At 53.7% G+C, this 25,409-nt stretch carries 29 protein-coding genes; 12 read left to right on the top strand and 17 right to left on the bottom strand.

Going from position 1 to position 25,409, the window contains the following annotated elements; all coding sequences use genetic code 11:
• Window position 1: 1 nt before the first annotated feature.
• From AC6I9Z_RS02735 to AC6I9Z_RS02750, 4 genes are read left to right on the top strand one after another with little or no spacing between them, the layout of a single operon-like run.
• Window positions 2-1,144, top strand: coding sequence for an 8-amino-7-oxononanoate synthase (locus AC6I9Z_RS02735; RefSeq protein WP_461457250.1), 1,143 nt, complete (start codon window positions 2-4; stop codon window positions 1,142-1,144).
• On the top strand, window positions 1,141-1,767 hold the full coding sequence (gene bioD, locus AC6I9Z_RS02740) for a dethiobiotin synthase (RefSeq protein ID WP_461457248.1): 627 nt from the start codon (window positions 1,141-1,143) through the stop codon (window positions 1,765-1,767). Before AC6I9Z_RS02735 ends, bioD begins: the two co-directional genes overlap by 4 nt.
• The gene (locus tag AC6I9Z_RS02745; RefSeq protein ID WP_461457246.1) at window positions 1,767-3,026 is read left to right on the top strand and encodes an adenosylmethionine--8-amino-7-oxononanoate transaminase; all 1,260 of its coding nucleotides are present in this window, start codon (window positions 1,767-1,769) and stop codon (window positions 3,024-3,026) included. The genes bioD and AC6I9Z_RS02745 overlap by 1 nt, the downstream gene beginning before the upstream one ends.
• A gap of 27 nt (window positions 3,027-3,053) precedes the next feature.
• Window positions 3,054-4,910 carry a cation:proton antiporter gene (locus AC6I9Z_RS02750; protein WP_174209032.1) on the top strand — a complete coding sequence of 619 codons (1,857 nt, stop codon included), beginning with the start codon at window positions 3,054-3,056 and terminating at the stop codon, window positions 4,908-4,910.
• Here AC6I9Z_RS02750 and AC6I9Z_RS02755 read toward each other — a convergent pair.
• Entirely contained in the window at window positions 4,907-5,542 is a 636-nt protein-coding gene (locus tag AC6I9Z_RS02755) for a YggS family pyridoxal phosphate-dependent enzyme (RefSeq protein WP_461458217.1), read from the bottom strand. The genes AC6I9Z_RS02750 and AC6I9Z_RS02755 overlap by 4 nt on opposite strands.
• A gap of 109 nt (window positions 5,543-5,651) precedes the next feature.
• On the opposite strand from AC6I9Z_RS02755, the gene AC6I9Z_RS02760 reads away from it, so the two are divergent.
• Window positions 5,652-6,209 (top strand): thiamine phosphate synthase, encoded by a 558-nt coding sequence (locus AC6I9Z_RS02760; protein WP_461457244.1) that lies wholly within the window; start codon window positions 5,652-5,654, stop codon window positions 6,207-6,209.
• A gap of 5 nt (window positions 6,210-6,214) precedes the next feature.
• Here the strand turns inward: AC6I9Z_RS02760 and AC6I9Z_RS02765 are convergent, their stop codons facing one another.
• Window positions 6,215-6,958, bottom strand: a complete 744-nt coding sequence (locus tag AC6I9Z_RS02765; RefSeq protein ID WP_109356040.1) for a hypothetical protein — start codon at window positions 6,956-6,958, stop codon at window positions 6,215-6,217.
• Between the two features lie 395 nt (window positions 6,959-7,353).
• Between AC6I9Z_RS02765 and AC6I9Z_RS02770 the strand changes: the two genes are divergently transcribed.
• The 4 genes from AC6I9Z_RS02770 to holA all read left to right on the top strand — a co-directional run bounded on the left by AC6I9Z_RS02770 (window position 7,354) and on the right by holA (window position 12,000).
• Entirely contained in the window at window positions 7,354-7,815 is a 462-nt protein-coding gene (locus AC6I9Z_RS02770; RefSeq protein WP_461457242.1) for a DUF3576 domain-containing protein, read from the top strand.
• Between the two features lie 64 nt (window positions 7,816-7,879).
• Window positions 7,880-10,435, top strand: coding sequence for a leucine--tRNA ligase (gene leuS / locus AC6I9Z_RS02775; protein ID WP_461457240.1), 2,556 nt, complete (start codon window positions 7,880-7,882; stop codon window positions 10,433-10,435).
• Window positions 10,432-10,947, top strand: a complete 516-nt coding sequence (lptE, locus tag AC6I9Z_RS02780) for an LPS assembly lipoprotein LptE (protein WP_461457238.1) — start codon at window positions 10,432-10,434, stop codon at window positions 10,945-10,947. The genes leuS and lptE overlap by 4 nt, the downstream gene beginning before the upstream one ends.
• Before the next feature lie 24 nt (window positions 10,948-10,971).
• Window positions 10,972-12,000 carry a DNA polymerase III subunit delta gene (holA, locus tag AC6I9Z_RS02785; RefSeq protein ID WP_461457236.1) on the top strand — a complete coding sequence of 343 codons (1,029 nt, stop codon included), beginning with the start codon at window positions 10,972-10,974 and terminating at the stop codon, window positions 11,998-12,000.
• A 5-nt stretch (window positions 12,001-12,005) separates the two neighbouring features.
• Here the strand turns inward: holA and AC6I9Z_RS02790 are convergent, their stop codons facing one another.
• On the bottom strand, window positions 12,006-12,554 hold the full coding sequence (locus tag AC6I9Z_RS02790) for a DUF4402 domain-containing protein (RefSeq protein ID WP_461457235.1): 549 nt from the start codon (window positions 12,552-12,554) through the stop codon (window positions 12,006-12,008).
• 338 nt (window positions 12,555-12,892) lie between these two features.
• On the opposite strand from AC6I9Z_RS02790, the gene msrB reads away from it, so the two are divergent.
• A complete protein-coding gene (gene msrB / locus AC6I9Z_RS02795) occupies window positions 12,893-13,291 on the top strand; it encodes a peptide-methionine (R)-S-oxide reductase MsrB (RefSeq protein ID WP_461457233.1) in 399 nt (132 codons plus the stop codon).
• Between the two features lie 88 nt (window positions 13,292-13,379).
• Window positions 13,380-15,479 (top strand): transglycosylase domain-containing protein, encoded by a 2,100-nt coding sequence (locus tag AC6I9Z_RS02800; protein WP_461457231.1) that lies wholly within the window; start codon window positions 13,380-13,382, stop codon window positions 15,477-15,479.
• 6 nt (window positions 15,480-15,485) lie between these two features.
• Here AC6I9Z_RS02800 and AC6I9Z_RS02805 read toward each other — a convergent pair whose 3' ends face one another.
• From AC6I9Z_RS02805 to AC6I9Z_RS02815, 3 genes are read right to left on the bottom strand one after another with little or no spacing between them, the layout of a single operon-like run.
• Window positions 15,486-16,247 (bottom strand): M48 family metallopeptidase, encoded by a 762-nt coding sequence (locus AC6I9Z_RS02805; protein WP_461457229.1) that lies wholly within the window; start codon window positions 16,245-16,247, stop codon window positions 15,486-15,488.
• Complete coding sequence (locus AC6I9Z_RS02810; protein ID WP_461457227.1) at window positions 16,216-16,662, bottom strand: YcgN family cysteine cluster protein; 447 nt, start codon at window positions 16,660-16,662, stop codon at window positions 16,216-16,218. Before AC6I9Z_RS02810 ends, AC6I9Z_RS02805 begins: the two co-directional genes overlap by 32 nt.
• Window positions 16,650-17,267, bottom strand: a complete 618-nt coding sequence (locus AC6I9Z_RS02815) for an SCO family protein (RefSeq protein ID WP_461457225.1) — start codon at window positions 17,265-17,267, stop codon at window positions 16,650-16,652. The genes AC6I9Z_RS02810 and AC6I9Z_RS02815 overlap by 13 nt, the downstream gene beginning before the upstream one ends.
• A gap of 153 nt (window positions 17,268-17,420) precedes the next feature.
• Between AC6I9Z_RS02815 and AC6I9Z_RS02820 the strand changes: the two genes are divergently transcribed.
• Window positions 17,421-18,029, top strand: a complete 609-nt coding sequence (locus tag AC6I9Z_RS02820; protein WP_461457223.1) for an ankyrin repeat domain-containing protein — start codon at window positions 17,421-17,423, stop codon at window positions 18,027-18,029.
• A 16-nt stretch (window positions 18,030-18,045) separates the two neighbouring features.
• Here AC6I9Z_RS02820 and AC6I9Z_RS02825 read toward each other — a convergent pair whose 3' ends face one another.
• From AC6I9Z_RS02825 to AC6I9Z_RS02875, 11 genes are all read right to left on the bottom strand, one after another.
• Window positions 18,046-18,510, bottom strand: coding sequence for an MmcB family DNA repair protein (locus AC6I9Z_RS02825; protein WP_461457222.1), 465 nt, complete (start codon window positions 18,508-18,510; stop codon window positions 18,046-18,048).
• A gap of 158 nt (window positions 18,511-18,668) precedes the next feature.
• Window positions 18,669-19,370: a cell wall hydrolase gene (locus tag AC6I9Z_RS02830; RefSeq protein ID WP_461457221.1), complete on the bottom strand. Its 702-nt coding sequence runs from the start codon at window positions 19,368-19,370 to the stop codon at window positions 18,669-18,671.
• Window positions 19,371-19,563: 193 nt separating this feature from the next.
• Entirely contained in the window at window positions 19,564-19,899 is a 336-nt protein-coding gene (locus AC6I9Z_RS02835; protein ID WP_461457219.1) for a DUF1491 family protein, read from the bottom strand.
• Window positions 19,896-20,375, bottom strand: a complete 480-nt coding sequence (locus AC6I9Z_RS02840) for a PaaI family thioesterase (RefSeq protein WP_461457217.1) — start codon at window positions 20,373-20,375, stop codon at window positions 19,896-19,898. Before AC6I9Z_RS02840 ends, AC6I9Z_RS02835 begins: the two co-directional genes overlap by 4 nt.
• 2 nt (window positions 20,376-20,377) lie before the next feature.
• The gene (locus tag AC6I9Z_RS02845; RefSeq protein ID WP_461457216.1) at window positions 20,378-20,845 is read right to left on the bottom strand and encodes a PTS sugar transporter subunit IIA; all 468 of its coding nucleotides are present in this window, start codon (window positions 20,843-20,845) and stop codon (window positions 20,378-20,380) included.
• Window positions 20,846-20,989: 144 nt separating this feature from the next.
• Entirely contained in the window at window positions 20,990-21,562 is a 573-nt protein-coding gene (gene hpf / locus AC6I9Z_RS02850; protein WP_461457214.1) for a ribosome hibernation-promoting factor, HPF/YfiA family, read from the bottom strand.
• A 65-nt stretch (window positions 21,563-21,627) separates the two neighbouring features.
• Window positions 21,628-22,326 carry a DNA polymerase III subunit epsilon gene (gene dnaQ / locus AC6I9Z_RS02855; RefSeq protein ID WP_461457212.1) on the bottom strand — a complete coding sequence of 233 codons (699 nt, stop codon included), beginning with the start codon at window positions 22,324-22,326 and terminating at the stop codon, window positions 21,628-21,630.
• A 27-nt stretch (window positions 22,327-22,353) separates the two neighbouring features.
• Window positions 22,354-22,953, bottom strand: a complete 600-nt coding sequence (gene coaE / locus AC6I9Z_RS02860) for a dephospho-CoA kinase (protein ID WP_461457210.1) — start codon at window positions 22,951-22,953, stop codon at window positions 22,354-22,356.
• Window positions 22,950-23,768: a shikimate dehydrogenase gene (gene aroE, locus AC6I9Z_RS02865; protein ID WP_461457208.1), complete on the bottom strand. Its 819-nt coding sequence runs from the start codon at window positions 23,766-23,768 to the stop codon at window positions 22,950-22,952. The genes coaE and aroE overlap by 4 nt, the downstream gene beginning before the upstream one ends.
• Complete coding sequence (locus tag AC6I9Z_RS02870; protein WP_461458215.1) at window positions 23,765-24,358, bottom strand: Maf family protein; 594 nt, start codon at window positions 24,356-24,358, stop codon at window positions 23,765-23,767. Before AC6I9Z_RS02870 ends, aroE begins: the two co-directional genes overlap by 4 nt.
• A 16-nt stretch (window positions 24,359-24,374) precedes the next feature.
• Window positions 24,375-25,220 (bottom strand): pyruvate, water dikinase regulatory protein, encoded by an 846-nt coding sequence (locus AC6I9Z_RS02875; RefSeq protein ID WP_461457206.1) that lies wholly within the window; start codon window positions 25,218-25,220, stop codon window positions 24,375-24,377.
• Window positions 25,221-25,409 lie beyond the last annotated feature (189 nt).

Here is a 25,409-nt window from a genome sequence, read left to right on the forward strand (position 1 = left end):
GATGCCCCGATTCGAACCGTTTCACCGACAACTGGATGCCCTCGATAATGCAGGTCGCAAACGCGCACTGGTCACCCCTGTGGGCAAGGATTTTTCGTCCAATGATTATCTGGGTTTAGCGCGTAGTAGCTATCTGAAAGAATTGGCTCATAAGGCACTGGATAGTGGCATAGCGCATGGCTCTGGCGGGTCACGGTTGTTGGGCGGCAATCATCTACAACATGAAGCACTAGAGGCATTTGCGGCAGGGCATTATGGCGCAGAATCTGCTCTGTTCTTCAGCACCGGCTATGCCGCCAATCTTGCTCTATTCTCAACATTGCCGCAAACCGGCGATCTCGTTCTACATGATGAACTGGTCCATGCCAGCAGCCATGATGGTATGAAGCTGGGCCGTGCAGAAACACAAAGCTTTCGCCATGGTGATCTGACAGACCTGACAGACAGGATAGCCGCCTATCGCCGCGCCGGGGGCACCGGCACAATCTGGATAGCGGTGGAAAGCCTCTACAGCATGGACGGGGACCGGGCGCCACTGGCTGGACTTGCCGAAATTGCCAGCGCCAATGACGCCGTCCTGATCATTGATGAAGCTCATGCGGTCGGTGTTTTCGGCAAAGGCGGCGTTGGTTTATCTGGCGCCCTGGAAAATCAAGACAATGTTATCGTTTTGCGTACCTGCGGCAAGGCCTTGGGAGTCGAAGGTGGATTGATCACCATGCCGGTGGTGCTACGCAACTTTTTTATCAACCGCGCCCGGGCCTTTATCTTCTCAACCGCGCCCAGTCCGCTCACCGCGCATCTGGTGCACAAGGCAATAGAATATGTCGCCGAAAACCAGTCGTTGCAGACACAGCTGCAGGATCATATTGCGGTCGCTGAAAACCGGCTGGGTACGCTTTGCCCGTCCTCTCGTGCAGGCAGCCAGATTTTCCCCGTCATCATTGGCGAAGACAGTGTTGCTGTCCAGATAGCGGCCTCTTTGCAGCAGAAGGGCTTTGATGTTCGTGCAATCCGGCCGCCGACGGTACCAGCGGGAACTGCGCGTCTGCGGCTGTCCCTGACGTTAAACGTCTCTCGGGAGGATATCACGGCGCTGGCTGACGCTTTGACCGAAGCGCAAGAAATGGAGAATGCGGCTTGAGCCAGAATTTCATTGTCACCGGCACCGATACGGATATCGGAAAAACCGTCTTTGCCGCCGCGCTGACCGCGGCGCTCGACGCCCATTACTGGAAACCGGTGCAGGCGGGTCTGGAAGATGAAACGGATAGCGAAGCCGTCGCACGATTGGGCGGCATTGCTCCCGGCAATATCCTGCCCGAGACGTTTCGCCTGAAAACGCCGGCTTCTCCGCATTTTGCAGCGGCAGAAGAGGGTGTCATGATATCCGCTGATGATCTGCCAATCCCGCAAATCAATGGCCCCCTAGTGATTGAAGGAGCCGGTGGAGCCCTGGTGCCGATCAATGAAAATCTGCTCTATGCTGATCTGTTTGCGCAGTGGAAACAGCTCGCCATCATCGTTGCGTCAACAAAGCTGGGTACGATCAATCATAGCCTGATGACCATCGAAGCACTGCGGAACCGTCATGTACCCATATTGGGCATCGCTTTTGTCGGTGCTGAAATTGCCGACAGTCAGGATACCATATGTCGCATCGGTAAAATAAAGCAGCTGGGCCGCCTGCCGATTATCGATAATCTGTCAGCCCAATCCCTATCGGCCGCTTTTCATGCCCATTTCAATGTGTCGGACTTCGTCTGATGACCCCAAAAATCTGGCATCCTTTTACACAGCATGGTCTTGGACAGGACATACCCGAGGTCGTAAGGGCAGAGGGTGCAACGCTTTACACAGACGACGGCCGGGAGATTATTGACGCGATTTCGAGCTGGTGGGTGCAGACCCATGGCCATTGCCACCCCAAGATTGTCGGCGCGATACAGCAGCAAAGCGCCCAGCTGGACCAGATTATTTTCGCGGGCTGGACGCATGAACCCGCCGAGAAACTGGCGAGGAATCTGTCCGGGTTTCTGCCCGACACGCTCAACCATATCTTCTTTTCCGATAGCGGATCGACCGCTGTCGAGGTCGCGCTCAAAATGGCACTCGGTTTCTGGCACAATCAGGGCCAGCAGCGTCATCGCATATTGGTCATGGATCACAGCTATCACGGCGACACGATCGGCGCGATGTCGATTGGTGCGCGCGGTGTGTTTAATGATGCCTATGCGCCGCTCCTCTTTGACGTGAGTTCAATTCCTTTTCCCGAACCGGAGGCCGAACAAGCCACATTGAATGCGCTAGCCGCTTTTTGCGCAAATCAGGACGACCCGCCAGCCGCGCTGATTGTGGAACCGCTGATTCTCGGCGCGGGTGGTATGAAAATCTTTACGTCGGAAACACTGCGCGAGATGCAGCGCATCTGCAAAAGCCATGATGTTTTGTTTATCGCGGATGAAGTCATGACAGGTTGGGGCCGTACCGGAACTGTTTTTGCCTGCGATCAAGCTGGTATCACGCCTGATATCCTGTGCATGGCGAAAGGCCTGACCGGGGGTGTGATCCCGCTTGCGATCACCGCGGCGAGCGCGCCGGTATATGACGCGCATTTTTCCAAAGACCGCACCAAAACATTTTTTCATTCCAGCAGCTTCACCGCCAACCCGATCGCATGTGCTGCCGCCAACGCCAATTTGCAGATCTGGCGGGACGAACCGGTGCAGCAGCGAATTGATCATATCACCGAGAACCATGGGGATTTTGCCAAACAACTGGCCAAATATCAGAATGTCTCCGGCATACGTCAATGCGGTACGATACTGGCTTTTGAAATCAACGATGCCAGCGGCAATTACATGTCCGCCATCGGCCCGGATCTGCTTAAGTTTTTCGCCGAGCGAAAGATTCTGCTGCGCCCGCTTGGCAACACGGTATATATAATGCCGCCTTATTGTATTTCCGATGCGCAACTCGCGGCGGTCTACCGCGCTATCGAAGACGCAATCGTTCATTTTGCATAACAGTCAAAAAAACGGCATAGATTACAAATGATTATTGTTGATTCGCTGATGGTGAAAATTGCGTTGATCGGCCTTTTGGGCATTGGCGCACAATGGGTCGCCTGGCGCACAGGCCGACCAGCCATTGCCCTGATGCTGATTGTCGGCATTATTGCTGGCCCGATATTGGGTATTATCGACCCTGAACGGGACTTTGGCGCGCTACAGGAGCCGATTATCAAGCTGGCCGTTGCGGTGATCCTGTTTGAAGGCGGCTTGAGCCTCAACTTCCGCGAACTTCGCCAGGCAGGCGGCGCGGTGTTCATGATGATTTTCATTGCCGGTCCGATCGCCTGGATACTCGGCACAGGAGCAGCCCATTATGGAGCCGGATTATCCTGGGAGATTTCTGCACTGCTCGGCGGAATAATGATCGTTACCGGGCCGACAGTGATCGGCCCGATGCTGCGGACCTTGCGCGTACCGTCGCGGGTGCGCAACGTGCTTAAGTGGGAGGGTATCGTCAACGACCCGATCGGCGCCCTGCTCGCGGTCGGGATTTACGCCTATATTACCTATGAAGGCCCCAATGCGAATATTGCGTCGATCAGCATGGACGTGCTGGCGGCGAGTTTCCTGGCGGGCCTGATCGGCGCGGCTTTGGGCTATGCGATTACCTGGCTATTCCCGCGCGGCCATGTGCCGGAATATCTGAAGGCGCCGTTTTTGCTCATCACCGTGATTGGCGGTTTTGTGCTCGCTGATTTGATCATGCATGAAACCGGCCTGATCACTGTCACGGTCATGGGTGTGGTTATGGCCAACAGACAGATTTATTCCAGCCAGGCGCTGCACCGGTTTAAGGAAGATCTGGCGGTTTTGCTGATTTCGGGGGTTTTCATCATCCTGTCAGCCACCCTCGACTGGGAGACCGTCCAACAGTTCCAGCCGCAATTTATTGTTTTCCTTATCCTGCTGTTGTTCGTCGTCCGCCCCTTGTCTGTGCTGATCGCACTTCTCTTCAGTTCGCTACCCTGGCGAGAGCGGCTGTTCATCGCATGGATCGCGCCGCGCGGTATTGTTGCGGTTGCCATTACCGGTCTGTTTGCCATCCGTCTGGTCGACTATGGCCTGCCCGGTGCAGAGGCCTTGGTTCCGCTCAGTTTTGCAGTGGTTATCGCCACCATCTTTGCTCATGGTTTTTCCGCTGGCTGGGTCGCTGACCGTCTTGGCATTAACGAAGGCAAGGGCGAAGGTGTCTTGATTGTCGGTGCCACCAGATGGTCCGTCGCCTTGGGTAAAATCTTGAAATCCCTGGATATCGACGTTCTGATCGCAGACACTAGCCAGTTTGCCCTGCGCCGGGCCAGACATGAGGACCTGAAGACCCATCAGGGTGACATACTTGATGAGGCTCATAACGACCATGTCGAACTAGGCGAGTTCCAGCATATGATCGTTGCCACCGATAATGACAGCCAGAACCAGCTGATCACTGCCGACCTCGGCCCCGAAATGGGCTTTGACCAGATTAGCCGCCTGTCCAATGATAGCCGCGCCAAAGCCAATAGCAAAGTTGGTCATGGGCGGATTTTGTTTGAATCAGGTGCGGACTTTAACAGTCTGCTCGACCGTGAGCGCGATGGCTGGCGGTTCAGCAAAACAAATATTACCGAGGTCTTCTCGGCCGAAGAATATCGCAAGAATCTTGAATCGGGTGAAGAGCCCCTTGCCGTGCTGAAGGAAGATCGCCGCTTGCTATTCTTCGCCACCGAAGCCCGACCAGTTATCGAAGAGGGCGATATTGTAATCAGCTTTGTCGCGCCAGACACCCCGGAAGAACGCAAAGCCGGTCGCGCAGCCAAAGGGGCTGAGAAAAATGGAGCTTCGAAAGGCGAGAACTAGGTTCGCGGGCCGAAAAGTGCGGTGCCGACACGCACATGGGTCGCACCAAGCTTGATCGCGCTTTCGAAATCACCGGACATACCCATGCTGAGACCGGAAAGGTCATTTTCCTTGGCCAGTTTGGCGAGTAGTGCAAAATAGGGCGCAGGGTGCACCCCGGATGGCGGCACACACATAAGGCCAGGGACTTCAATGCCGGCCGAACGCGCTGACCGGAGCAAATCCGACAAATCGCTGATCTCGCAGCCACCCTTTTGCGGTTCTTCGCCGATATTCACCTGAACGAAACAGGGGATGCGGCGGTCCAGCTTGTCCATCGCCTTCGCCAGCGCCTTGATCAATGACGGCCGGTCAAGCGAATGGATCGCATCAAACAACTCGACGGCGTCTTCCGCCTTGTTGGATTGCAACTGTCCCACCAGATGCACTTTGACACCGTCAAACGCGTCACGCAGTGCTGGCCATTTCCCGGCCGCTTCCTGCACCCGGTTCTCACCGAAAAGCCTGTGTCCGGCTTCCAGTAGCGGCCGTATCTCATCAGCGGAGCGGGTTTTGGAAATGGCAATCAAGCGTACATCTTCAACCTTGCGCTGGGCGATTTTCGCCGCCTTGCTCATTTGCCCTTGCATCATAGCCAAATTCTCGGTGGCAAGCTTTTCGTCAGATTCCGTCATTGCATAATATTCCGCTTTTATCACATTCCCGATTGGCTATTCGCAGCCTATATGGCAGGCAAGATGCATGCACCAGTCCTGGTTTTCCGATCTTTATCCGCAAATCTGGCTGATGACAGATGCACGCAATGACGAAAGTCTGGAAAAGTCCGTAAAGGCCTTGCCGCGAGGCAGCGGGATTATCTTCCGTCACTATCATTTGGACAACGATCAGCGGCAGGAAAGATTCCAGGCAATCAGGGCTTGCGCAAGGCGCCATGACCACATCCTGTTGCTGGCCGGATCGCCATCGCTAGCACGGCAGTGGGGCGCAGATGGCGTACATGGGCGGCAGTGGAAACGGCATCAGACCAACGGCCTGCTGCACAGCGCACCGGTTCATAGTCCCGGAGAAATAGCCATTGCGCAGCATCATGGCGCAGACCTCATGTTTCTATCGCCCGCTTTTGCAACGCGGTCGCACCCCGGACAAAAACCGTTAAACCGTTTGCAATTGCGGCGACTGATCAGCTTGTGCAGAAAGCCGGTGATGTTACTTGGCGGGATGAATGCGGTGCGGTTTCAACAGCTTGAAACATTGGGCGCCCATGGCTGGGCCGCCATTGATGGTTTAAGCAGATTGTAAAAATATCAGAAGCGGAACTGCGTTCCGACATAGACAGCCTGGCTATCCTGGCGAGAATCGGTCAACGGAGCCATGCGGTCCCGCTCGTTCTTCAAACGAACGCCAGCGGTAACATCAAGATTGCGCGTCACTGAATAGCTTCCACCCAGATCAAGCGAATAATCTTTTTCACTCGCTGTCAAAGCACCTGGAGCTGCACCAAGGGGCGTTTTTGCATCAATCGACAGACGCGGATTAAAGCGGCTTTTCTTGCCTTTTTCTTTATCGCCTGAATCGATACCCGCACCAATTTCCGAAAGATCCGGCAGGTTATCAGCCAGCTTCTTAACTGGGATAGCAAAGCTCTTCAGACCTTTGGCCGTACCAAGGCTGAATGATGTCGGTGTAATCTTGGCTGGCGTCAGCACACCTGCACCCGGCGCCGCGGACGCAACATTCTGCCGAATGGAAATGGCATTGCTCGACGCGTCTTGCCGCACAACAACAGTTACGGCACGATCACCGCTTGTCGTTCCGCCAGCAGGCGTAAATTTAAACTGGGTTTTGCTACCAAGCACATTGCGTTTGAAACTCGCAGCCAATTCAGGGTCAGCACCGGCAGTTGTGAAAGAACCGATGGAGCTCAGCGAACGCAGCGAAACCGCATTGCCTTGATCGGACAATACGCGGGCCAAAGCAGGAGTCATGGCAAGACCGGACGCAGCGAGTCCCGCTGCTAACCAACCCAAAAGATTGCCATTTTTCCTCATGACGACGGTATTTCCCCTTGTTCGAGTCTTTCTATATCAAATTTTTCGCCGAGAGACGAGTCAACTTGCTGATTTTGTCCGATTTTCTTGATCTGAACATTTTCTGTTGCAGTTGGGTTACGGTTTTTCATTTCTTAAGCATATTATTTAATTACCTTAAGCTGAACAAAGGATTATCGATTCGCTCGCCTCGTCTCCGGCAATACCCGGCGCGCTGCAAAATATTCGGTATCCGCCCCATTCAACTGCCATTCACGCGGGACTTCGCAAGAGCGAAATGTTGCGCTTTGGCTTGCCCCTTGCGGCAAAGCAATTATAGAGAGCGTTGAAATCAGATTTACAGGCAGATGGTGCAATCCAAATATGCCGCCAGACTGCCAATGAGGAGCTTGTTCATGTCCCGCCTTTCTTTATCCACCGCAAAAATGCGTCCTTTGGTAATGGGTCTTTCGGCCGTGGCTCTCGTATCCGGCCTTTCCGCCTGTGCCAGCAACGATCGGCCAACAGCTGATCTTGCCGCGTCACAGATCACCACCATCGGTGTGAACAGCTATTTGTGGCGTGCGACACTTGACAGCCTTTCCTTCATGCCGCTGACCCAGACCGACAGCAATGGCGGCGTCATCCTCACTGACTGGTATGTGAACCCGCAAAACCCGTCGGAGCGGATGAAATTGAACATCTCCATCCTCGATCAGGATTTGCGCGCCGATGCCTTGCGCGTCGGGGCATCACGGCAGGTTCGCAATGGCGGCACCTGGGTAGATGCGCCGGTAAAAGCTGCGACGACGCAGAAGCTGGAACAGATCATCCTCACCAAAGCGCGCGACTTGCGGCGCGGAGCCCTTACCAATTGAGCGGGACAACCAACTAATCCAACGACGGGCCTGCTGAAACGGGCCACATTCTTATAGGACCAGCATGACCGATCAGCGTTTTAACCCTTTATCGGCGGACAAGCGCTGGCAAGCCCGCTGGTCGGAATCCGGCGTTTTTGAAGCGGATGACAACTCGCCAAAACCGCGCAGCTTTGTGCTGGAAATGTTTCCCTATCCCTCCGGCCGCATTCATATGGGCCATGTCCGCAACTATACGATGGGCGATGTGCTCGCCCGTTTCCGGCGGATGCAGGGTTTCGAGGTGCTTCATCCAATGGGTTGGGATGCCTTTGGCATGCCGGCCGAAAATGCCGCTATGGAAAAGAAAGTCCATCCCGGCGAATGGACCCGCGCCAATATCGTGGCGATGCGGGACCAGATAAAACGGCTGGGCTTTGCACTGGACTGGAGCCGCGAATTGGCGACCTGCGAACCTGATTATTACGGACAGGAACAGGCGCTTTTTATCGACATGTTCGAAGGCGGGCTGGTCTATCGTAAAGAGTCCGCCGTCAACTGGGATCCGGTCGATATGACCGTACTCGCCAATGAGCAGGTGATCGACGGGAAAGGCTGGCGCTCCGGTGCGCCGGTGGAGAAGCGCAAGCTCAGCCAGTGGTTTTTGAAAATCACCGATTTCGCGGAAGAACTGCTCGCCGGTCTCGATAATCTGAAAGGCTGGCCGGAAAAAGTCCGTACAATGCAGGAAAACTGGATTGGCAAGTCTCAGGGCCTGCAATTTCATTTTGCGCTGGCGGAGAAACAGCAGGATATTGAAACTGTTGAAGTTTTCTCGACGCGCCCGGATACGATTTTCGGGGCGAGCTTTATCGCTCTGTCTGCCGACCATCCATTGGCGCAGCAACTGGCGCAAGATGATGAAATGCTCGCGGCCTTTTGTGAGGACTGCAAAAGAACCGGGACGACTGCTGCTGAACTTGAAACGATGGAGAAGAAGGGCTTTGATACGGGCCTGAAAGTTACCCATCCGCTGGACCCGTCATGGGAATTACCCGTTTTCGTCGCGAATTTCGTGTTGATGGACTATGGCACCGGCGCTGTTTTCGGCGTGCCCGCCCATGACCAGCGCGATCTGGATTTTGCGCGCAAATATGCACTGCCGGTAACACGTGTGGTCGCTGCGGAAGGCGACGAAGATGCGCCCATCCATGATGAATCCTATACCGGTCCCGGCATGCTGGTGAACAGCCGCATGCTCGACGGCATGGATATTGAAACCGCGCAACAAACGGTCATCGACAGGGCCGAGTCCGAAGGATGGGGTAAAGCCCAGACGACCTGGCGGCTGCGCGACTGGGGCGTTTCGCGGCAGCGTTACTGGGGAACGCCAATTCCGATCATCCACTGTGATGATTGCGGTGCGGTTCCTGTTCCGAAAGATCAGTTGCCAGTCACGTTACCCGATGATGTCAGCTTTGATATTCCCGGCAATCCGCTGGAGCGCCATGAAACATGGAAACATGTCGATTGTCCAAAATGCGGCAACGCGGCGCGGCGCGAAACCGATACGCTTGATACTTTTACCAACTCCAGCTGGTACTTCCTGCGTTTTGCCAGCCAGCCGGATGATCAGCCATTTGATGCCGATACCGTCAGGCAATGGATGCCGGTGTCACAATATATTGGTGGCATTGAACATGCGATCCTGCACCTGCTCTACGCCCGTTTCTGGACGCGCGCGCTGGCGTCAATTGGCAAGCTCGATTTTGCCGAGCCGTTTGAAAGTCTGTTCACACAAGGCATGGTGACACACGAGACTTATTTCGAAACGGTTCAGAACGAAGATACCGGGGCCGATCAGATCGTCTATTACAGCCCCGATGAAATCGAACACCGTGAAGGTGGCGTGTTCAAGTCATCCGGCGGTGCTCCGATCCAGATAGGCCGCATTGAAAAAATGTCGAAGTCGAAGAAGAACGTCGTCGACCCTGATCCGATTATCGACCAATATGGGGCGGACGCGGTTCGCTTCTTCATGCTGTCCGACAGTCCGCCGGAACGTGACCTGCCATGGTCCGAGGCCGGGATCGAGGGTAGCTGGCGCTTTATCCAGCGGCTTTGGCGCCTGTTTGTGTCGATTGCGGATCAGCCTGCGCCAACTGGCGAAGACAAGAAGCTCAAACGCAAGTTGCATCAGACCATAGCCGGTGTTGCCGAAGATATTGAAGCCCTGTCGTTTAACAAGGCAGTCGCAAAAGTGTTTGAGCTGGTCAACATGATCGAGAAAGCCGCGCCATCGGCAGATCGTCATGACGCCATAAAATCACTGGCCCGGATTGTTGCGCCCATGGTTCCCCATATCGCCGAAGAAGCCTGGGCGCTGCTCGGCGAAAGCGAACTGATCGCCAACGCTTCCTGGCCGGAAGTGGACGAAAGCCTGCTGGTCGAGGATGAAGTGACCATTGCTGTCCAGGTGCGCGGGAAGCTGCGCGATACGCTGACCGCCGCCAAGGGTAGCGATAAATCGGTGCTGGAGGAGCTTGCACTCGCCTCAGAGAAGGTGCAGCGTACAATTGATGGAGCGGACATAAAGAAGGTGATCGTAGTGCCCGACAGACTGGTGAATATCGTTATATGAAGCGGCTGCGTATAATCTCTCTGCTCGCCGGAGCCAGCGCCCTGCTCGCTTCCTGCGGTCTGCAACCCCTATATTCCGGCGGTTCCAATAGTGTCGTCGCCTCTCAGCTTGGTGCCGTTCAGGTTGAACCGATCCAGGGCAAGGCGGGATGGCTGATGCGCAACGCGCTGAATGATCAGCTGTCCACCTTGGAAGGCAGCGACGTCAAATATCGCCTGATCGTCGAACTGGACGATAAAATTGCCGGCTTTGGCGTGCGCAGCAATGATCGTATCACCCGGGAACGCCGGACCTTGCGCGCGCGTTATCAGCTCGTCCGCCTGTCCGACAGCAAAGTTGTGCTGGATGCGACCGCCGGCTCCGATGCTGGTATTGACGTGGTGTCCTCGGAATTTGCCACCGTGGCGGCCGAAGAAACAGCGCTGGAGAACCTGTCCACAAGGGTTGCCGATCAGATTGTCAAACGGCTATCCCTTTTTGCACGCAAACAGGCTGGCGACAGCAGCAACTAGTGGAAGCGGCACGAGGATGAAGCCGTGAAAGTCAAAGATAATGAAATTGTGCGCCGTTTTCATGCGGCCCCTGAAGCCATAAGGCTTGCGGTTTTATGCGGCCCCAATGCGACGCGCTGTCAGGCTTTGGCCAATGAATTGGCGGCCCCGCTGGCTCAATCCGCGGAACGAATTGATCTCACCATCGCCGATCTCACTGAAAGTGCAGCGCGGCTGAATGACGAGGCGACATCAGCGTCCCTATTTGGCGACAAGCGCTTCATCATGGTTCGTCTGAACAGTGGAGAAGCGGTAAGGGCGGCAGCGGCCATAGAGAATCTGCTGGAAAGCGAGACCAAGGGTGATCCGGTGTTTATCGTCGCTGCGGGGATGGCGGACAAAACTGCCTTGGCCAAAAAAATTGCCGCAGCCCCCGATGCCCTGATCGCCACCTGCTATGAAACTTCGCAAAGCGATGCAGTTTCAGCCATTTCCGGCATGGCGCGCGATGAAGGCGTGCGCATGTCGCGCGACACCGCAGCTGCAATAGCCGCCCTGACCAGCAATGATCTCGTTCTCGCGAGACTCGAGGTAGAAAAAATTGCGCTGTATCTTGATGCCGCGCCGGATAACCCGAAAGAGGCTGAGGCGGAACTTCTCAATCTGCTTGGCGCAGAAAATGACGAAGAAGATCTGGGGCTTTTGATCAACGCCGCGGTGAGCGGTGACACCAGAAAACTGACCAGTGAACTCGCGGCCGTCAGCACCACGGGCTTTAGCGAGGTCGGGTTGATCCGGTTGATGCTGCGCCATCTGAACAAGCTGGCCGAACTGCGCGCCAAAGTTGATCAGGGGTCGAATATCGGCAAGCTGGTCAATCACCCCAGCGTGTTCTGGAAAGACCGGGACAATTATGCACGGCAGCTGAATATCTGGTCATCCGCTCATATAGGGCGGCTGATCGAACGGATATTGGTACTGGAGATTGCCCTCAAAAGCAGCGGCCAGCCGGAACATGTGCTGGTCGAACAGGAATTGCTGACTATTGCCAGAAAAGCCGCGCATTTGCGCTAGTATCGCTATTCATAGTCGGCGGTAATCGCGATCCGGCCTCGAAACTGGCCGCTGGCATTGCCGGTTACGCGCAGCCGGCCACCAAAAGAGAAGTTCAGCCTTCCATCACGATCGAGTCGCGCCTGCGCCGGTAGATCGGTGTCGAGCTTAACCAGATCGGCAGTCGAGCCATTTGGGGCGCTTAATGTGATCCTCTCCGGTAGGTGCACGCGCACCACACGCCCCGGCTCCCCGGTCAAACGCCCTTCGCCATTGAGGGATAAGCCGCCCAGATCCGTCAATCCTCCGCTAATCCGGCGCTGTCCAGATTGTGGATCGATCTCAACCTCACCGCCCGCCCGATTAAGCAGAGCCAGTCTGGAAAAATCCAGATTGGCGGTGATTTCGATATTGAGAGGTGTCTCTGTCTTGTCAGATGATCGCGCAGATGACGCGCCGTCCGGTGGAGCCGCACATAGCCGGCACTGCGCCGCAGCACTGTCCGGCGCAACAAGCATCCAGCCGCACAGCAGCATCAAAGCCGGAAAAACCAGCCGAAATGTCGCATTAATCATCACCACATTCCGGTTTTATCGAAAAGCACTGAAAAAATGGTTAATTATTTATGATCACGGTCCCCTGCAAGATGGATATCCGGCTTTCCTACACCAAGATATTTGTGATATTTTCCGCCCGCTCTTGCTGGTTCTTTAAGCTACATATGACGCGTTTTGGCCGGAAATGTCAAAATATGGCCCGGATTGACTGTGACTTGTGTGAACTTTGACAGAAGACATTCACTCCGTACCATTGTCGCGGGACCATCAAAGAATAGCCAAAAGGACATTGCAAACATTGTAAACTTCGCCCGCCGCCGCTTGACGCCAGCAGCTTTTCTCCCCAACTTGGCGTCATGGAAAAAATCGTCTTGAGCGCCGATGAATGGCGCGAAAAATTGACCCCTGAACAATATCATGTGCTCCGCGAAGCGGGGACAGAGCGCGCCTTTACCGGAAAACTCAACGCGGAAAAACGCGACGGTGAGTTTTTCTGCGCCGGATGCGGGACAAAGCTGTTCGATGCTGCAAAAAAATTCGACAGTGGCTGTGGGTGGCCAAGTTTTACCGAACCCGCCGAGTCCGAAGCCGTTACCGAAATAGAAGATCTCAGCCACGGCATGCGCCGTATCGAGGTGCGTTGCACCAGCTGTGACGGGCATTTGGGTCATGTTTTCCCTGATGGTCCGGCGGAAAATGGCCTGCGCTATTGCATGAACAGCGCCGCACTGGATTTTGAACCCAAAGACAGTTGAAAATTTCGCTGTCCTGCAACGTTCAGCCTGCAGTAAGACGGTAACACGCTAAACAGATGCATAGTAAGCGTATGGTGAATGGGACAATATGGCGCGGGGCAAAAAACGCAGCAAACAATCGGGAGCAGTCCGGACATGGCTTTCCCGGATAATGAAAACCGGGCTGGTTGTCGGCCTGCTCGGCTTCATTGCGCTTGTCGTCGCGGTGATGGTCATCCGGTCATCGCTACCGGGCTATGAAGACCTGAAATCCTCGCCCAACGGGCAAATGATCCGCGTATTGGACGTGAACGGAAAAGAACTGTTTTCCATGGGTCCCAGCTATGGCCAATGGCTGGACTATGAGGATATTCCCCAGGTCATGAAAGACGCCATGATCGCTGTGGAAGACCGCCGCTATGAAAGTCACCTCGGCGTTGATCCCATCGGAATTGCGCGTTCGTTCAAAGTACGTCTGGAGCGGGGACACTGGGCCCAGGGTGGCTCGACCATCACCCAGCAGCTGGCACGGAATATCTTCCTGAACAGCAGCCGGACATTCGGCCGCAAAGGTAGGGAAATGCTGATTGCCCTGGCGATGGAACGCAAGTTTTCGAAAGAGCAGATACTCGAACTTTATCTCAACAAGGTCTATTATGGCGGCGGGGCCTATGGCATTGATGCCGCCTCTCGCCGGTTCTTTGCCCATGGCGCCGGTGAGCTGAGCCTTGCCGAAGCGGCGATTATTGCAGGACTGGTCAAAGCTCCATCGCGCTATTCACCCACTGCCGATGCGCAAGCCGCCATCGACCGTGCAACGGTTGTATTGCGGGTCATGCAGGATGCCGGAGCCATAAGCGCAGCACAGGCAGCAGAAACCAAACCAACAGCGGTCAAACTTGCGCCTGAACCGCGCCAGAATAGTGTGCGCTACTTTACAGACTGGGCACTGCCGCAACTTGACCTTCTGATCGATGAAGCGGTTGAACCGATTGAGGTTTGGACAACCCTGGATCTTGATATGCAGCGGGCAGCCACCAATGCTATCCAGACCGGCGCCCCTGCCGGCACACAAGGTGCATTGGTTGCCATTGATCGCGATGGTGCCGTTAGAGCGATGGTTGGCGGAACCGATTATGTATCATCCAACTACAACCGCGCGACACAAGCCGTGCGTCAACCGGGATCGGCATGGAAAATCTTCGTCTACATGGCTGCGCTGGAGGCCGGCTATACGCCCAATGATATTGTTACAGATGAGCCGATCAAGATAGGTAACTGGACGCCGCGGAACAGCGGTGGACGCTATGCCGGTGATATCACTCTGCGCTCCGCTTTCGCTTATTCGAAAAATACCGTTGCGGCGGCTATTGGCAATGATATCGGAACCACAACCATCGCCAACATGGCTCGCCGGTTCGGGGTTACCACGCCCATTGATACCAATCCGTCAATGGTATTGGGGACATCGGACGTCCGGCTTCTGGACATGACAAGGGCCTTTGCCTCGGTCAATGCCAAGGGTGTTGCGATCACGCCCTATGCAATCACCAAGGTCAGCACGATGAACGGGGACGTTCTATACCAAAGCAAATTTGATGGCAGCCGGGTGCTTGTCGATCCATGGGTCGCGGCCGGCATCACCGATCTGATGCAAACCGCGGTGAACGCCGGTACCGGTCGGGCGGCCCAGATTGGGCGACCAGTGGCCGGTAAGACGGGTACCACCAGCAGCAATAAAGATGGCTGGTTTCTGGGCTTTTCAAGCGGACTGACCACGGGTGTATGGATGGGCCGGGACGATGCCAAAGCGGTTCGCGGGCTGCAAGGAGGCCGCGCACCTGCGGCGGCTTTCGCGTCCTTCATGAAAGTTGCCGTGGCCAAACGGAAAGCGGAAAAATTTGATACCGAGCTGATCTTGCCCGACTGGCAACTGGAACCGGATGAAGAAGAATTTTATGGTGCGCCGGAAGACGGTATTTATGTCGACGAAAACGGCATGCCCATCGAGACGGGGCAAGGCCTGGAATATGATTTGGAGGGCGGACAAGCGGAAGATGGACCGCCGCAGCTGGATCAGGACTGGATTGACTCGGTTTTGGGCCGGGGAGAAGGCGAGGACAGCACGCCTGAAGAGGAACCGGATGATCTACCGACTGACCGACCCAATGGGCCAGTTTCGATCTTGCCCAAACCAGCCGAAGAATAGAGCCAGCTATCTGATTGGCGCCCCAATCAGGTGCAGCGCAGCACCATGTTGTTTCAGCCAAAGATCGGCCTCATTGCGTTTGCCTTCAAAAATTTGGTCCAGCAGTGCATAGAAGGCAGGGCTGTGATTCATATGCCGCAAATGGGCCACTTCATGGGCAACCACAGAGCGCCTGACCATCGGCGGAGCCATGATAAGCCGCCAGCTGAGCCTTATGGATTTGCGCCCTGAACAGCTGCCCCAACGTCTGCGTGCATCGCCCACCGATAGCGCGGGCAAATCGACCTCTGCTCGATCGCAATAAAATGCCAGATCCTCCGCATACATGTCCCGCGATTGATCTTTCATCCAGCTGATTACACGCGCTTCAATCCGATTTTCCGGGCCGCCAACGCGGATTTCGCCTTCGATTTTCAAAGGTTTGCGGGAATATTCAGCAGACCATCTTATGGTATGACTTTCCCCCGCAAAGGCAATTTCGGCGCCATTGATAATCGGTACCGCTGGCAAGGCATCGGCAAAGCGCTCCGCTAACCAGTCCGATTTGGACTGGGCAAAACGCAGCGCCTGGACGGTACTGGCATAGCGCGGCATGGTCAGCTTTACCTCCCCCTTCACTGTGTCAGCTGAAACGGCAATGGAGCGCGCCTGCGCCAGTTTGCGGACTTGCAGCGGGTAAAAGCGACCTTCGAGTTCAATCTCGAATTCATCCCTTTCGGTTGGGACTGGTCGTGCCTTAGAGCGGTCTGTCCAGAATATGCTGTTCAATCGGCCCAGCTTCCACCTCCGTTATCACCTTGCCCCGGATTGAATTCCCGGTTTCGTGTATCGTTTCGCGATCACCGGAGACCAGATAGTGCCATTCCGGCAACGGTAAATTACGCGCCCGCATCTTATAAGCGCAACTGTCCGGAAGCCAGGTAAATTGGTCAAGCTTACCGCGTGTCAACCGTATGCAATCGGGGACATAGTAGCGGCGCCGCCGATAGTCGCTGCACCGCGCGCTCTGTGTGTCCAAAAGCTTGCAGGCAATGTTGGTCATATAGACCTTACCATCATCCTCATCTTCGGCCTTCAACAAGCAGCACTTGCCACAACCATCGCACAAGGCTTCCCACTGCGCACGGTCTAGCGTGTCCAGTGGTTGTTCCCAGAACGGATGCTCGGTGTTTACCGCGTCCACCGCTTAATCTCATCCGCAACTTGCTGGGGGGTACCGTCAAACGGGAGCAGCGCAATTGGTTCGCCCTCTGGTCCGAACAGATAGCCTTGCCGGCTATGGTCAACCAGATATTCGCTAAAACCCGGACTTTCGCGCTTATTGTAGATGATCAGATATTTCTTTGCGACAGCGGCAATCTCATCGACACTGCCCGTCAGACCGATCAACCGGGGGTGAAAATTCCCGACATATTGTTTCAGTTGTTCCGGGCGATCACGCTCCGGATCGATCGAAATAAAGATCGGCTGAATTTTCTCCGCAAGAGAAGGGTCTTCCTTTTCGGCCAACGTCAAGCCGTTCATCAGATTCGCAAGATCTATCGGGCAGACATCAGGGCAATAGGTAAAGCCAAAATAGATGATCCGGTATTTTCCGGTGAAATCCGTATCGGAACTTGTTCCGCCATCTTGATTGGTTAGCGTAAAACTGCCACCAATATCTGCTCCTGCGAGAGGGGCTTCGGTTTCTGCGCTGCCGGAAGAGGCCGGGTTGCAAGCGGCGAGAAGCAACATTAAAAGGGCAGCAGAAAAAGCAGATAGTAAATTATTCATCATGCGGCCAGACATGGTCTGCTATGGATGATTATTCAACTGATAATTGATGGATTCTATTGTCAGGCGGCAACTGGTTTTCAAGTTTACGCGCGTTAAATTTATATAAGGCAGCTCATTATGCTTCGGGGCAGAAACAGATTTTCAAACATCCGCAAGGGAAACAAGATGGTTCGTTTCTACGCGCTGATATTGGCAGCTTTTTCGCTGGTAGCTCCAAGTGTCGCAAATGCCCAATTTTCGGCGAGTTACAATTTTCTGAAAGCTGTGAAAGACAGGGATGGCACCGAAGCCACAAAATTCTTGAATGAGCCGGGCTCAGTTATTGTTAACACAAAGGACCTTTCGACAGGCGAGACGGCGCTGCATATTGTTGTAGCGCGGCGAGACGCCACCTGGACCGGATTTCTTTTGCAAAAAGGTGCCAATCCGAATGTTCGGGATAAAAGCGGTACAACCCCGCTCATGCTCGCCACCCGATTGCGGTTTATCGAAGGGGCGAGAGTACTCCTGCAAAAAAAGGCCGATGTTAATCAGACAAATAACCGCGGCGAAACAGCCTTGATACGTGCTGTCCAGTTGCGCGATTCTGAAATGACTCGGCTATTGTTGAAAAATGGTGCAGATCCAGATCGCACCGATACCCTGGCCGGCCTGTCAGCGCGCGATTATGCAACCCGCGATCGCCGTGCTTCTGCGATATTGGCCGAAATTGAAAAAGCGGATAAAGAGAAAAAACCGGAAACTACCGGTCGGTTTTTTGGTCCTGAAGGCTAAGTCTTTCAACCAAATTTTAATAGAATTCCCGTGCCTGTGGGTCGATCCAACCATGGACTACCGATAATCGCTGCATGGAGCGACGTGCCAGCCGCATTGTTTCTGTTTTCCGCCGCGCAGGGGCAAGTGCATGGGTTGCTGCAGAACGGACCATTTCCGCATCATAAGCATCAGCGATGATCAACCCGGCACGTTCTGGCATAAAATCCGGTCTATCCAAGGGAGACGCATCAAAATCGCTTGGCAATGCCCAGTAGAAGCGGTCACAATAGTCGAGATATTCTGTCCACTTATTGTCGCCCAACAAATCACCGCGCGCGACCTTGATCTCCACAATCACAATCTGTCCCTTGGCATCAACACCCATCAGGTCCGCTCGCCTCTTATTGGGCAGGCTGACTTCAGACAGAACCATTATATCGTGGCGGGAAAAGAGGCGCGCCACACCGCGGGCAACTGCAGCAGCCCCCGTTAATGGCACCGTATTCTCCTCGATCTGATCGGGATTCAGTGTCAAAGCGGCGACTGATAAGGGCGAATCACTTTGTTCTATCATCATGAAAAGAAGTTAGAACATAAATAGAACAAAATAAAGGCCCCCGATTGGGAGCCTTTATGAAATCAGTTTGTGAATCGGTATCACCGATAGAAGATATGATTATCAATCGTTGCCATCCGCTTTAACCGCCAGCCGGGCGATACATAGCGGGCATGGAAGAACAGTGCGCCTTCGACAGGGCTTTTCCAACCATCGTTCATAGCGATTTTTGAAATCGCAACTGCATTGCGCCAATGGCGGTGTCCTTTATCAATCCGCGGCATTTTGCCGTTCCGAATGAAGGAGAATTGCTTCCGCTGATACACAACACCGCACATTGTGTCGGGAAAGCGCGAAGATTTGGTCCGCGCCATTACAACCCGTGCGACGGCTAGCTGACCAGCCAGTGTTTCACCTTTGGATTCAAAGTAGACGGTTCCAGCAAGGCACTGCATCTCTTTGCTGAGCGCCCCGTCCACCGATTGCTGCCGGACCAGTTCCCGTAGTGACCCAGCGCCATTATTGGTAAAATCAACTGCTTCAACAGCATCACGCTGTTCGTTAGCAAGCCGATCTGCCTCGATCACGTCTTGGGGAATAGCAGCCGCTACTTCCTTCAGTTCCCCGAAAATTACCGGCGCCGTTTCATCGGTAGATTCCAGCATATCGGGATCAATGACAATCTCGGATTCTGGAGTAGTGTCATTGGCTTCTAAAGCGAATGACGCATCGGTCACAGCGAGAGCGGCGACCGTAGAAAATGCAAGCGACAACACGCTTGCAGCTTTAAAAATTTTGCTCATAAACCTGTTATTTTATGCGGCGAGTCCAGTGCGGGCCAAAAACCCGCGTAAATAAGCCTAAAAACCAACCAACGGCTTATCCCTGTTCCCTCCGTCTGCATGTTTATTCCGCGTCCTTGTGGACAATCCCTCGGAACAACCTTCGCTTCAAAGTTGGTCGCGAAATAGGGTGCAGTGCAACAAAGTCAAGAAATCAGGTCATTTCAGCGATGAGCCGTTCCGCATCCGCGACGTCCAGTTCAATTAACCATAAGTCCGGATCAAATCCGCTCCGGCGTTCCAAATACCCGTCTAAATCTTGTTTATTATCAGTGCTTTGCGGCCATACCACCTGCCAGGTCGAAGGACCATCAAGACTTGGCATTTTCTCCAAAAGTCGCGGATCTTTACCTTTTTCGACGCATATTATGAGGATCGCGCCAGAGATTCGATCGCCTTTTCTAAGGATCGCTGCAAAGCCGCCCTCCTGATTCACTTTGCGCAACAAGGACTGCACAATCATCTCCGCAGACAACCGCGGTTCTATCATAAATCCTGCTTATATCCGGGGAGAGACGCTAGCGGGATATGCGACCGCATGAACGTACCGGTTCCGCGGGCAATTTCCTCACCTTCCTCATCAATAAGCCGGGAGTCAGCAACAAAAACCCGCCTTTTTCCGCTGACCCAACGGCCTTCAGCAGTCACGGTGCTGGACTTCAATGGCCGGGTAAACAGCAGGTTGAACGCTGTGGTAAGCAAAAAACGGTCGGAGACCAGGCTGTTAGCAGCATAAAAGGCAGCATCATCTAGCATCTTGAAATAGCTGGTCCCATGAACCGCGCCGGCTGCATGATAGTGACGCTCATCTACTGCAAATGTAATGCGCGCAAAACCGCGTTCGGAAATTTCAAGATTGGATTCGAACAGTTGATTGATCGGCGCTGCCTTATAGAGCCGCTCTAAAGCCCGGAAATGTTGGTGTGACCCGTTATTTTCCTGATCTGAATCATTCCGGACAGCCATGGTCAAGCCGCTTGCTGACCCTGTTGTCCCGTAAGCAGCGCATATAGGGCATCCTCGGACGCCGCGCCCCGCAATTTGGTAACGACAGATTCATCACGCAGAAACCGTGATACTTCTGCCAGCGCTTTCAAATGATTGGCGCTACCTTGTTCCGGAGACAATAAGCCAAAGATCAAATCAACGTCCTGACCGTCATGAGCATCAAAGCCTATGGGTTCCGCAAGGCGAATAAAAAGCCCGACACATTTGTCGAGCTGTTTGATCCTTGCATGGGGAATCGCAACCGACCCGCCAAAACCCGTAGAACCTATGGCTTCACGGTCATGAAGCCGTTCCAGCACCAAATCTGCGTCCAAGCCATATGATTGAGCCGCGTTTTCCGCCAATGCGGTAAAAATCTGTTGCTTTGATAGAACCGTGGCGCTCGCCATAATGGCGGCAGGGTCAATGTAGACTGACAAATATTCCATTTTTTCCTCTCAGACCGACTGGTCTGAATTTTCACTACGCAAAACATCATAAGAGGCGAATCGCCATCGCAGGATGCAGCTGATCACAAACATCTGTTCGCCAAGTTTCTCTGGCGAACCGGGGGAATCAAAATCGAAAAGACGCTATTTCTGTGGTTCGACCCAGCCGATAGTGCCATCCGAGCGGCGGTAAACCATATTATGTGATCCAGTTCCAGCATTTTTAAACAATAGCGCACTGGTATTGCGCAAATCCATCATCATCACCGCATCGGATACGCTTGCTTCGGGGATATCGGTACTGGTTTCAGCAATAATGGGCGGGTCTTCGGAAACAGTTTCGACTTCCACCTCATCGTCACCGGCGTCAAATACGCGGTAAGCTGCCTCCTCCTGCTTTGCCGCATACTGCGCCTGAACATGGTGATCATTCAAACGGCGCATATATCGACGAAGCTGCTTTTCAATCTTGTCCGCCGCTTGGTCAAAGGCTTGATGTGCATCGCCAGCCTTGGCCTCTGATTTCAACATCAAACCAGTCATGATGTGGGACACAATATCGCATTGAAAGTGGTTATGGGGGGCTTTGCCAAATGTTGCATGGCTGGAAATCGCCTTGGGAAAATATTTGTCGGCTATCGCATTCATTCGATCGTCAACATGGCCTTGTAGCGCATCGCCGGTGTCCACCTGATGTCCTGAAACACGAATTTCCATATTTTTTCTCCATTATGGTTACGCACTATTTTATAGATATTCAGCCGGAAAAGATATCTCGCTGGTCAGGTTTCAGCCCACAGCGGATTCTTAATACCTTCCATGAAAGCGGCATGACGCTCCAGTTCTTCTGTGCTGGGGCTATGCGGTCGCGGTGCAATAAACTGCCTGCGTAGCGCCGATTCCTTTTGTGAAGGCTGGCGCTCTTTAGTTTCCGCAGCGGGCTTGTCATCCGCCAGACCAAGACCGATTTGCCGGCCGCCAGTAAGCTCAATATAAAGCTGTGTGAGTAGCTCGGCATCCAGCAGCGCGCCATGCTTTACCCGATGACTACGGTCAATGCCGTATCGACTACAGAGCGCGTCGAGAGACAGCTTTGCCCCCGGATGCTTTACCTTCGCAATAGCCAGCGTATCGACCATGCGAAATTGCGAAATTGCGGTTTTTCCACACAAGACCAGCTCGGCATTGAGGAAATTGAAATCAAATTGCGCATTATGGGCGACCAGATTGGCATCGCCGAGAAATTCAAGCAATTCTTCTGCACCATCGGCAAAGAGTTTCTTGTCCGACAGGAAGACATCGGAAAGCCCGTGTATTTCTTCCGCTGATTTGGGCATCGGGCGCTGGGGATTATAATAACAGTGAAAACTGTTACCTGTTTCAACCCGGTCGATCATTTCAATACAGCCTATCTCAACCATCCGGTCGCCGCTTTGCGGGTCGAATCCGGTGGTTTCGGTGTCGAAAATTATCTCGCGCATAACACCAATATCGGACTCAATTTCCGGTTACGCAAGGGAAGCTTTCAATTTTTCTATGGTATTTTGCACTTGCTGCCGTGTTTCTTCGAGAGGCCTTGATGTATCAATGACAAAATCGGCGCGTTTGCGTTTTTCTTCATCCGGCATTTGCAGGGACTTAATCTTCTCAAACTTGTCCGCAGTCATGCCGGGCCGGCGCAAAACCCGTTCACGCTGATCATCCTCTGTGGCGGACACCACGATCACATGATCGACACCGGCCGCCCCGCTTTTTTCGAACAAGAGCGGAATATCGAAAAGGATCATGGGTGCAGCCTTATTATCTTCTAAAAAATCCATCCGCATCGCACCAACAGCCGGGTGAATGAGCGCTTCGAGCTGTTTTAGGGCATCCGGATTGCCAAGCACCGCAGGACCAAGTTTTTGACGATCCACTCCTTTCTCATCAGTTGTGCCGGGAAACAGGGCTTCAATCTGCGCTACAAGAGCGCCGCCGGGGCCCTGCAAGACATGTACGGCGGCATCAGCATCAAATATCGGTACCCCTTCATCGGCAAACATTTGTGCAACTGTCGACTTTCCCATGCCAATAGAACCGGTAAGTCCGATGATCATCGGACCATTCATGTGACAAGCAGCTTTCTCAGCTCAGCATCATGTTCGAGCGGCGGAGCTTGTCCAAAGAAAATTTCAAAAGCGACAGCAGCTTGCCCGATTAACATCGTCAATCCATCAATCGTATCAAGACCACGAGACTCCGCAGCCCTGAGCAATTTGGTTTTCAATGGAACATAGACGAGATCGTAAATAATTGCGTCGTCCGGTTGACCATCAAGGTCAATAGTCAACTCGTCCTGCCCCTTCATGCCAAGTGCGCTGGCATTTACCAGGAGCCGGGCGGGCGGAAGCGTCGAGCCATGTTCCAACGCCTGCCCCTTCAAGCCAAAGCGCGCCAAAAGGGCCGATGCCTTCAACACGTTGCGGTTGATGATCGTGACGGATCCAACCTCGATACGGGATAAGGCAAACAATACTGCCTGTGCGGCACCGCCAGCACCGACAACAATCACATCCTGACCGCTTAGCGGCACATCGGCGATCGGGGCAAAAAAACCACCTGCATCCGTATTGGTGCCAAAAAGACCCCCACTGTCATTACGTGCGATGGTGTTCATGGCACCGATAGACGCCCGCACATCTCCCGGGTCGGATACATGATCCATCACCGCCAATTTATGTGGAATCGTGACGTTGCAACCCTGCCAGTTTGGATCATCCCGGCGATCAGAAATATAATCCGCCAGTTCATCCGGTTTCACGCGGAAAGTCTGATAATTGGCTTTTATACCCAGTTTCTTGAGCCAGAAATTATGAATTATCGGCGATTTGCTATGGGCAATCGGGTCACCGATCACTTCGGCATATGGTAGCGTTTCGGTCATGACGTCATCACGCCCCTGACGCGCAAATAGTCGAGCAAATGAAGCAGTGGCAGACCCATGATTGTAAAATGATTCCCCTTAATGTCGGAAAAAAGCTGCGCGCCGCGGGCTTCAATTTCATAACATCCAACACAATGGCGGATATTATCCCATTCTGCCTCAACATAGCTGTCAATAAACGTGTCGCTCAATGGCCGCATGGTCAAAGTCGCGATGTCAACATGCCGCCACACCGGTGATCCCTGATCCGCAATCACCGCAGCACTGAATAGTTTATGCTTCTTGCCAGATAGCAACTGCAGATGTGCCTTGGCGTCATCGCGGCCCAATGGCTTATCAAGCATGGAGCCGTCTTCCAGCGCAAGAACCTGATCCCCGCCAAGCACCAGCGCCGGACCGATCCGCCGCGACAAGCGTACGGCTTTTGCTTCGGCCAGCGCGTCAGCCAGATTCCGCGCCGTGACACCGTCAGCTTGCAAACCGTCTTTCAGAGCCTCCTCGTCAACATTCGGCGCAAGAGACTCAATGACTACACCTGCCGCTTCGAGCATGGCACGCCGTGCTTTGCTCTTTGAGGCCAGAACAAGCATGGGTTCCGTCACCGGATCATCCATTGCCCTCATCCTTCACGCTTTTCGTCGAGCTAATGTGGCGCTCATTATAGAAATTTATGATTGCTGCTGCGGATTCCTCAATCGAACGCCGCGTCACATCAATCGTCGGCCACCCGTTGTCCGCAAACATGCGCCGTGCATATTGGATTTCCGCCTTCACCTTTTCCTCATCTACATAGTCCGTTTCCGGCGCCTGATTGAGAGACAATAGCCGGTTACGCCTTACCTGTACCAATCGGCCGGCGCCTGCCACCAATCCGACTACCAGAGGATTTTTCAAATGATACAGCGCATCCGGTGGCGGTGATTCCGGGACAATCGGGATATTGGCGGTCTTATAGCCCCGATTGGCGAGATAGATTGATGTCGGCGTTTTCGACGTGCGCGAAACACCGGCCAGAACAATGTCTGCCTCTTCCCAATTTTCCCAACCAATCCCGTCATCATGGGCGATGGTGAACTGAATCGCTTCGACCCGCTCAAAATAGGCGGCATCCAGTATATGTTGGCGACCTGGACGCGCTTTCGCTTCCTGACCCAGCATGTTGGACAGGGCATCGGTCACGGTATCCAGTGCTGGTACTACCGGTAGGCCCAAATGGCGGCATTCCCGTTCCAACCGCGCCCTTATGTCACTGTTTACCAACGTAAAAATTACCAGTCCCGGATTATCTGCAACTTCGACCAATATCCGGTTCAGATGGGTTTCGGAGCGCACCATCGGCCAGAAATGTTTGATGATTTCGACACCATCAAATTGCGCCAAAGCCGCTTTTGCGATATTTTCCAGTGTCTCTCCGGTCGAGTCAGACAGCATGTGAAGGTGAAGCCTATTCATACCCGCAACCCTGTGATTTCATTGTGGATAAAGCAAGGGATGAATACGGGATTTTTGGAGGCTTCACTTTCATCCCCGTCATCCCAAATTCTATCCACAGTCCGTCAAGTTTTGAAAATTTCATCCACAGATTGTGGATAATGGGGACCAAATTCGGGAATCGGTAAAATTTTCGTTAACAGCCATCTG

The organism is Parasphingorhabdus sp. (assembly GCF_059726685.1).

What these genes read in the sequence shown, in the direction of transcription:
- leuS (WP_461457240.1), top strand. Translation starts at nt 7,880, where the DNA reads ATGACCGATCAGCGTTTTAACCCTTTATCGGCGGACAAGCGCTGGCAA.
- coaE (WP_461457210.1), bottom strand. Translation starts at nt 22,953, where the DNA reads ATGAATGGTCCGATGATCATCGGACTTACCGGTTCTATTGGCATGGGA.
- AC6I9Z_RS02815 (WP_461457225.1), bottom strand. Translation starts at nt 17,267, where the DNA reads ATGTCTGGCCGCATGATGAATAATTTACTATCTGCTTTTTCTGCTGCC.
- AC6I9Z_RS02760 (WP_461457244.1), top strand. Translation starts at nt 5,652, where the DNA reads ATGCACCAGTCCTGGTTTTCCGATCTTTATCCGCAAATCTGGCTGATG.
- AC6I9Z_RS02875 (WP_461457206.1), bottom strand. Translation starts at nt 25,220, where the DNA reads ATGAATAGGCTTCACCTTCACATGCTGTCTGACTCGACCGGAGAGACA.
- AC6I9Z_RS02840 (WP_461457217.1), bottom strand. Translation starts at nt 20,375, where the DNA reads ATGGCTGTCCGGAATGATTCAGATCAGGAAAATAACGGGTCACACCAA.
- AC6I9Z_RS02755 (WP_461458217.1), bottom strand. Translation starts at nt 5,542, where the DNA reads ATGATGCAAGGGCAAATGAGCAAGGCGGCGAAAATCGCCCAGCGCAAG.
- AC6I9Z_RS02745 (WP_461457246.1), top strand. Translation starts at nt 1,767, where the DNA reads ATGACCCCAAAAATCTGGCATCCTTTTACACAGCATGGTCTTGGACAG.
- hpf (WP_461457214.1), bottom strand. Translation starts at nt 21,562, where the DNA reads ATGGAAATTCGTGTTTCAGGACATCAGGTGGACACCGGCGATGCGCTA.
- AC6I9Z_RS02790 (WP_461457235.1), bottom strand. Translation starts at nt 12,554, where the DNA reads ATGATTAATGCGACATTTCGGCTGGTTTTTCCGGCTTTGATGCTGCTG.
- AC6I9Z_RS02770 (WP_461457242.1), top strand. Translation starts at nt 7,354, where the DNA reads ATGTCCCGCCTTTCTTTATCCACCGCAAAAATGCGTCCTTTGGTAATG.
- AC6I9Z_RS02830 (WP_461457221.1), bottom strand. Translation starts at nt 19,370, where the DNA reads ATGAGCAAAATTTTTAAAGCTGCAAGCGTGTTGTCGCTTGCATTTTCT.
- lptE (WP_461457238.1), top strand. Translation starts at nt 10,432, where the DNA reads ATGAAGCGGCTGCGTATAATCTCTCTGCTCGCCGGAGCCAGCGCCCTG.
- AC6I9Z_RS02820 (WP_461457223.1), top strand. Translation starts at nt 17,421, where the DNA reads ATGGTTCGTTTCTACGCGCTGATATTGGCAGCTTTTTCGCTGGTAGCT.
- AC6I9Z_RS02835 (WP_461457219.1), bottom strand. Translation starts at nt 19,899, where the DNA reads ATGATAGAACCGCGGTTGTCTGCGGAGATGATTGTGCAGTCCTTGTTG.
- aroE (WP_461457208.1), bottom strand. Translation starts at nt 23,768, where the DNA reads ATGACCGAAACGCTACCATATGCCGAAGTGATCGGTGACCCGATTGCC.
- AC6I9Z_RS02800 (WP_461457231.1), top strand. Translation starts at nt 13,380, where the DNA reads ATGGCGCGGGGCAAAAAACGCAGCAAACAATCGGGAGCAGTCCGGACA.
- AC6I9Z_RS02750 (WP_174209032.1), top strand. Translation starts at nt 3,054, where the DNA reads ATGATTATTGTTGATTCGCTGATGGTGAAAATTGCGTTGATCGGCCTT.
- AC6I9Z_RS02870 (WP_461458215.1), bottom strand. Translation starts at nt 24,358, where the DNA reads ATGCTTGTTCTGGCCTCAAAGAGCAAAGCACGGCGTGCCATGCTCGAA.
- msrB (WP_461457233.1), top strand. Translation starts at nt 12,893, where the DNA reads ATGGAAAAAATCGTCTTGAGCGCCGATGAATGGCGCGAAAAATTGACC.
- AC6I9Z_RS02765 (WP_109356040.1), bottom strand. Translation starts at nt 6,958, where the DNA reads ATGAGGAAAAATGGCAATCTTTTGGGTTGGTTAGCAGCGGGACTCGCT.
- AC6I9Z_RS02735 (WP_461457250.1), top strand. Translation starts at nt 2, where the DNA reads ATGCCCCGATTCGAACCGTTTCACCGACAACTGGATGCCCTCGATAAT.
- AC6I9Z_RS02845 (WP_461457216.1), bottom strand. Translation starts at nt 20,845, where the DNA reads ATGGAATATTTGTCAGTCTACATTGACCCTGCCGCCATTATGGCGAGC.
- dnaQ (WP_461457212.1), bottom strand. Translation starts at nt 22,326, where the DNA reads ATGCGCGAGATAATTTTCGACACCGAAACCACCGGATTCGACCCGCAA.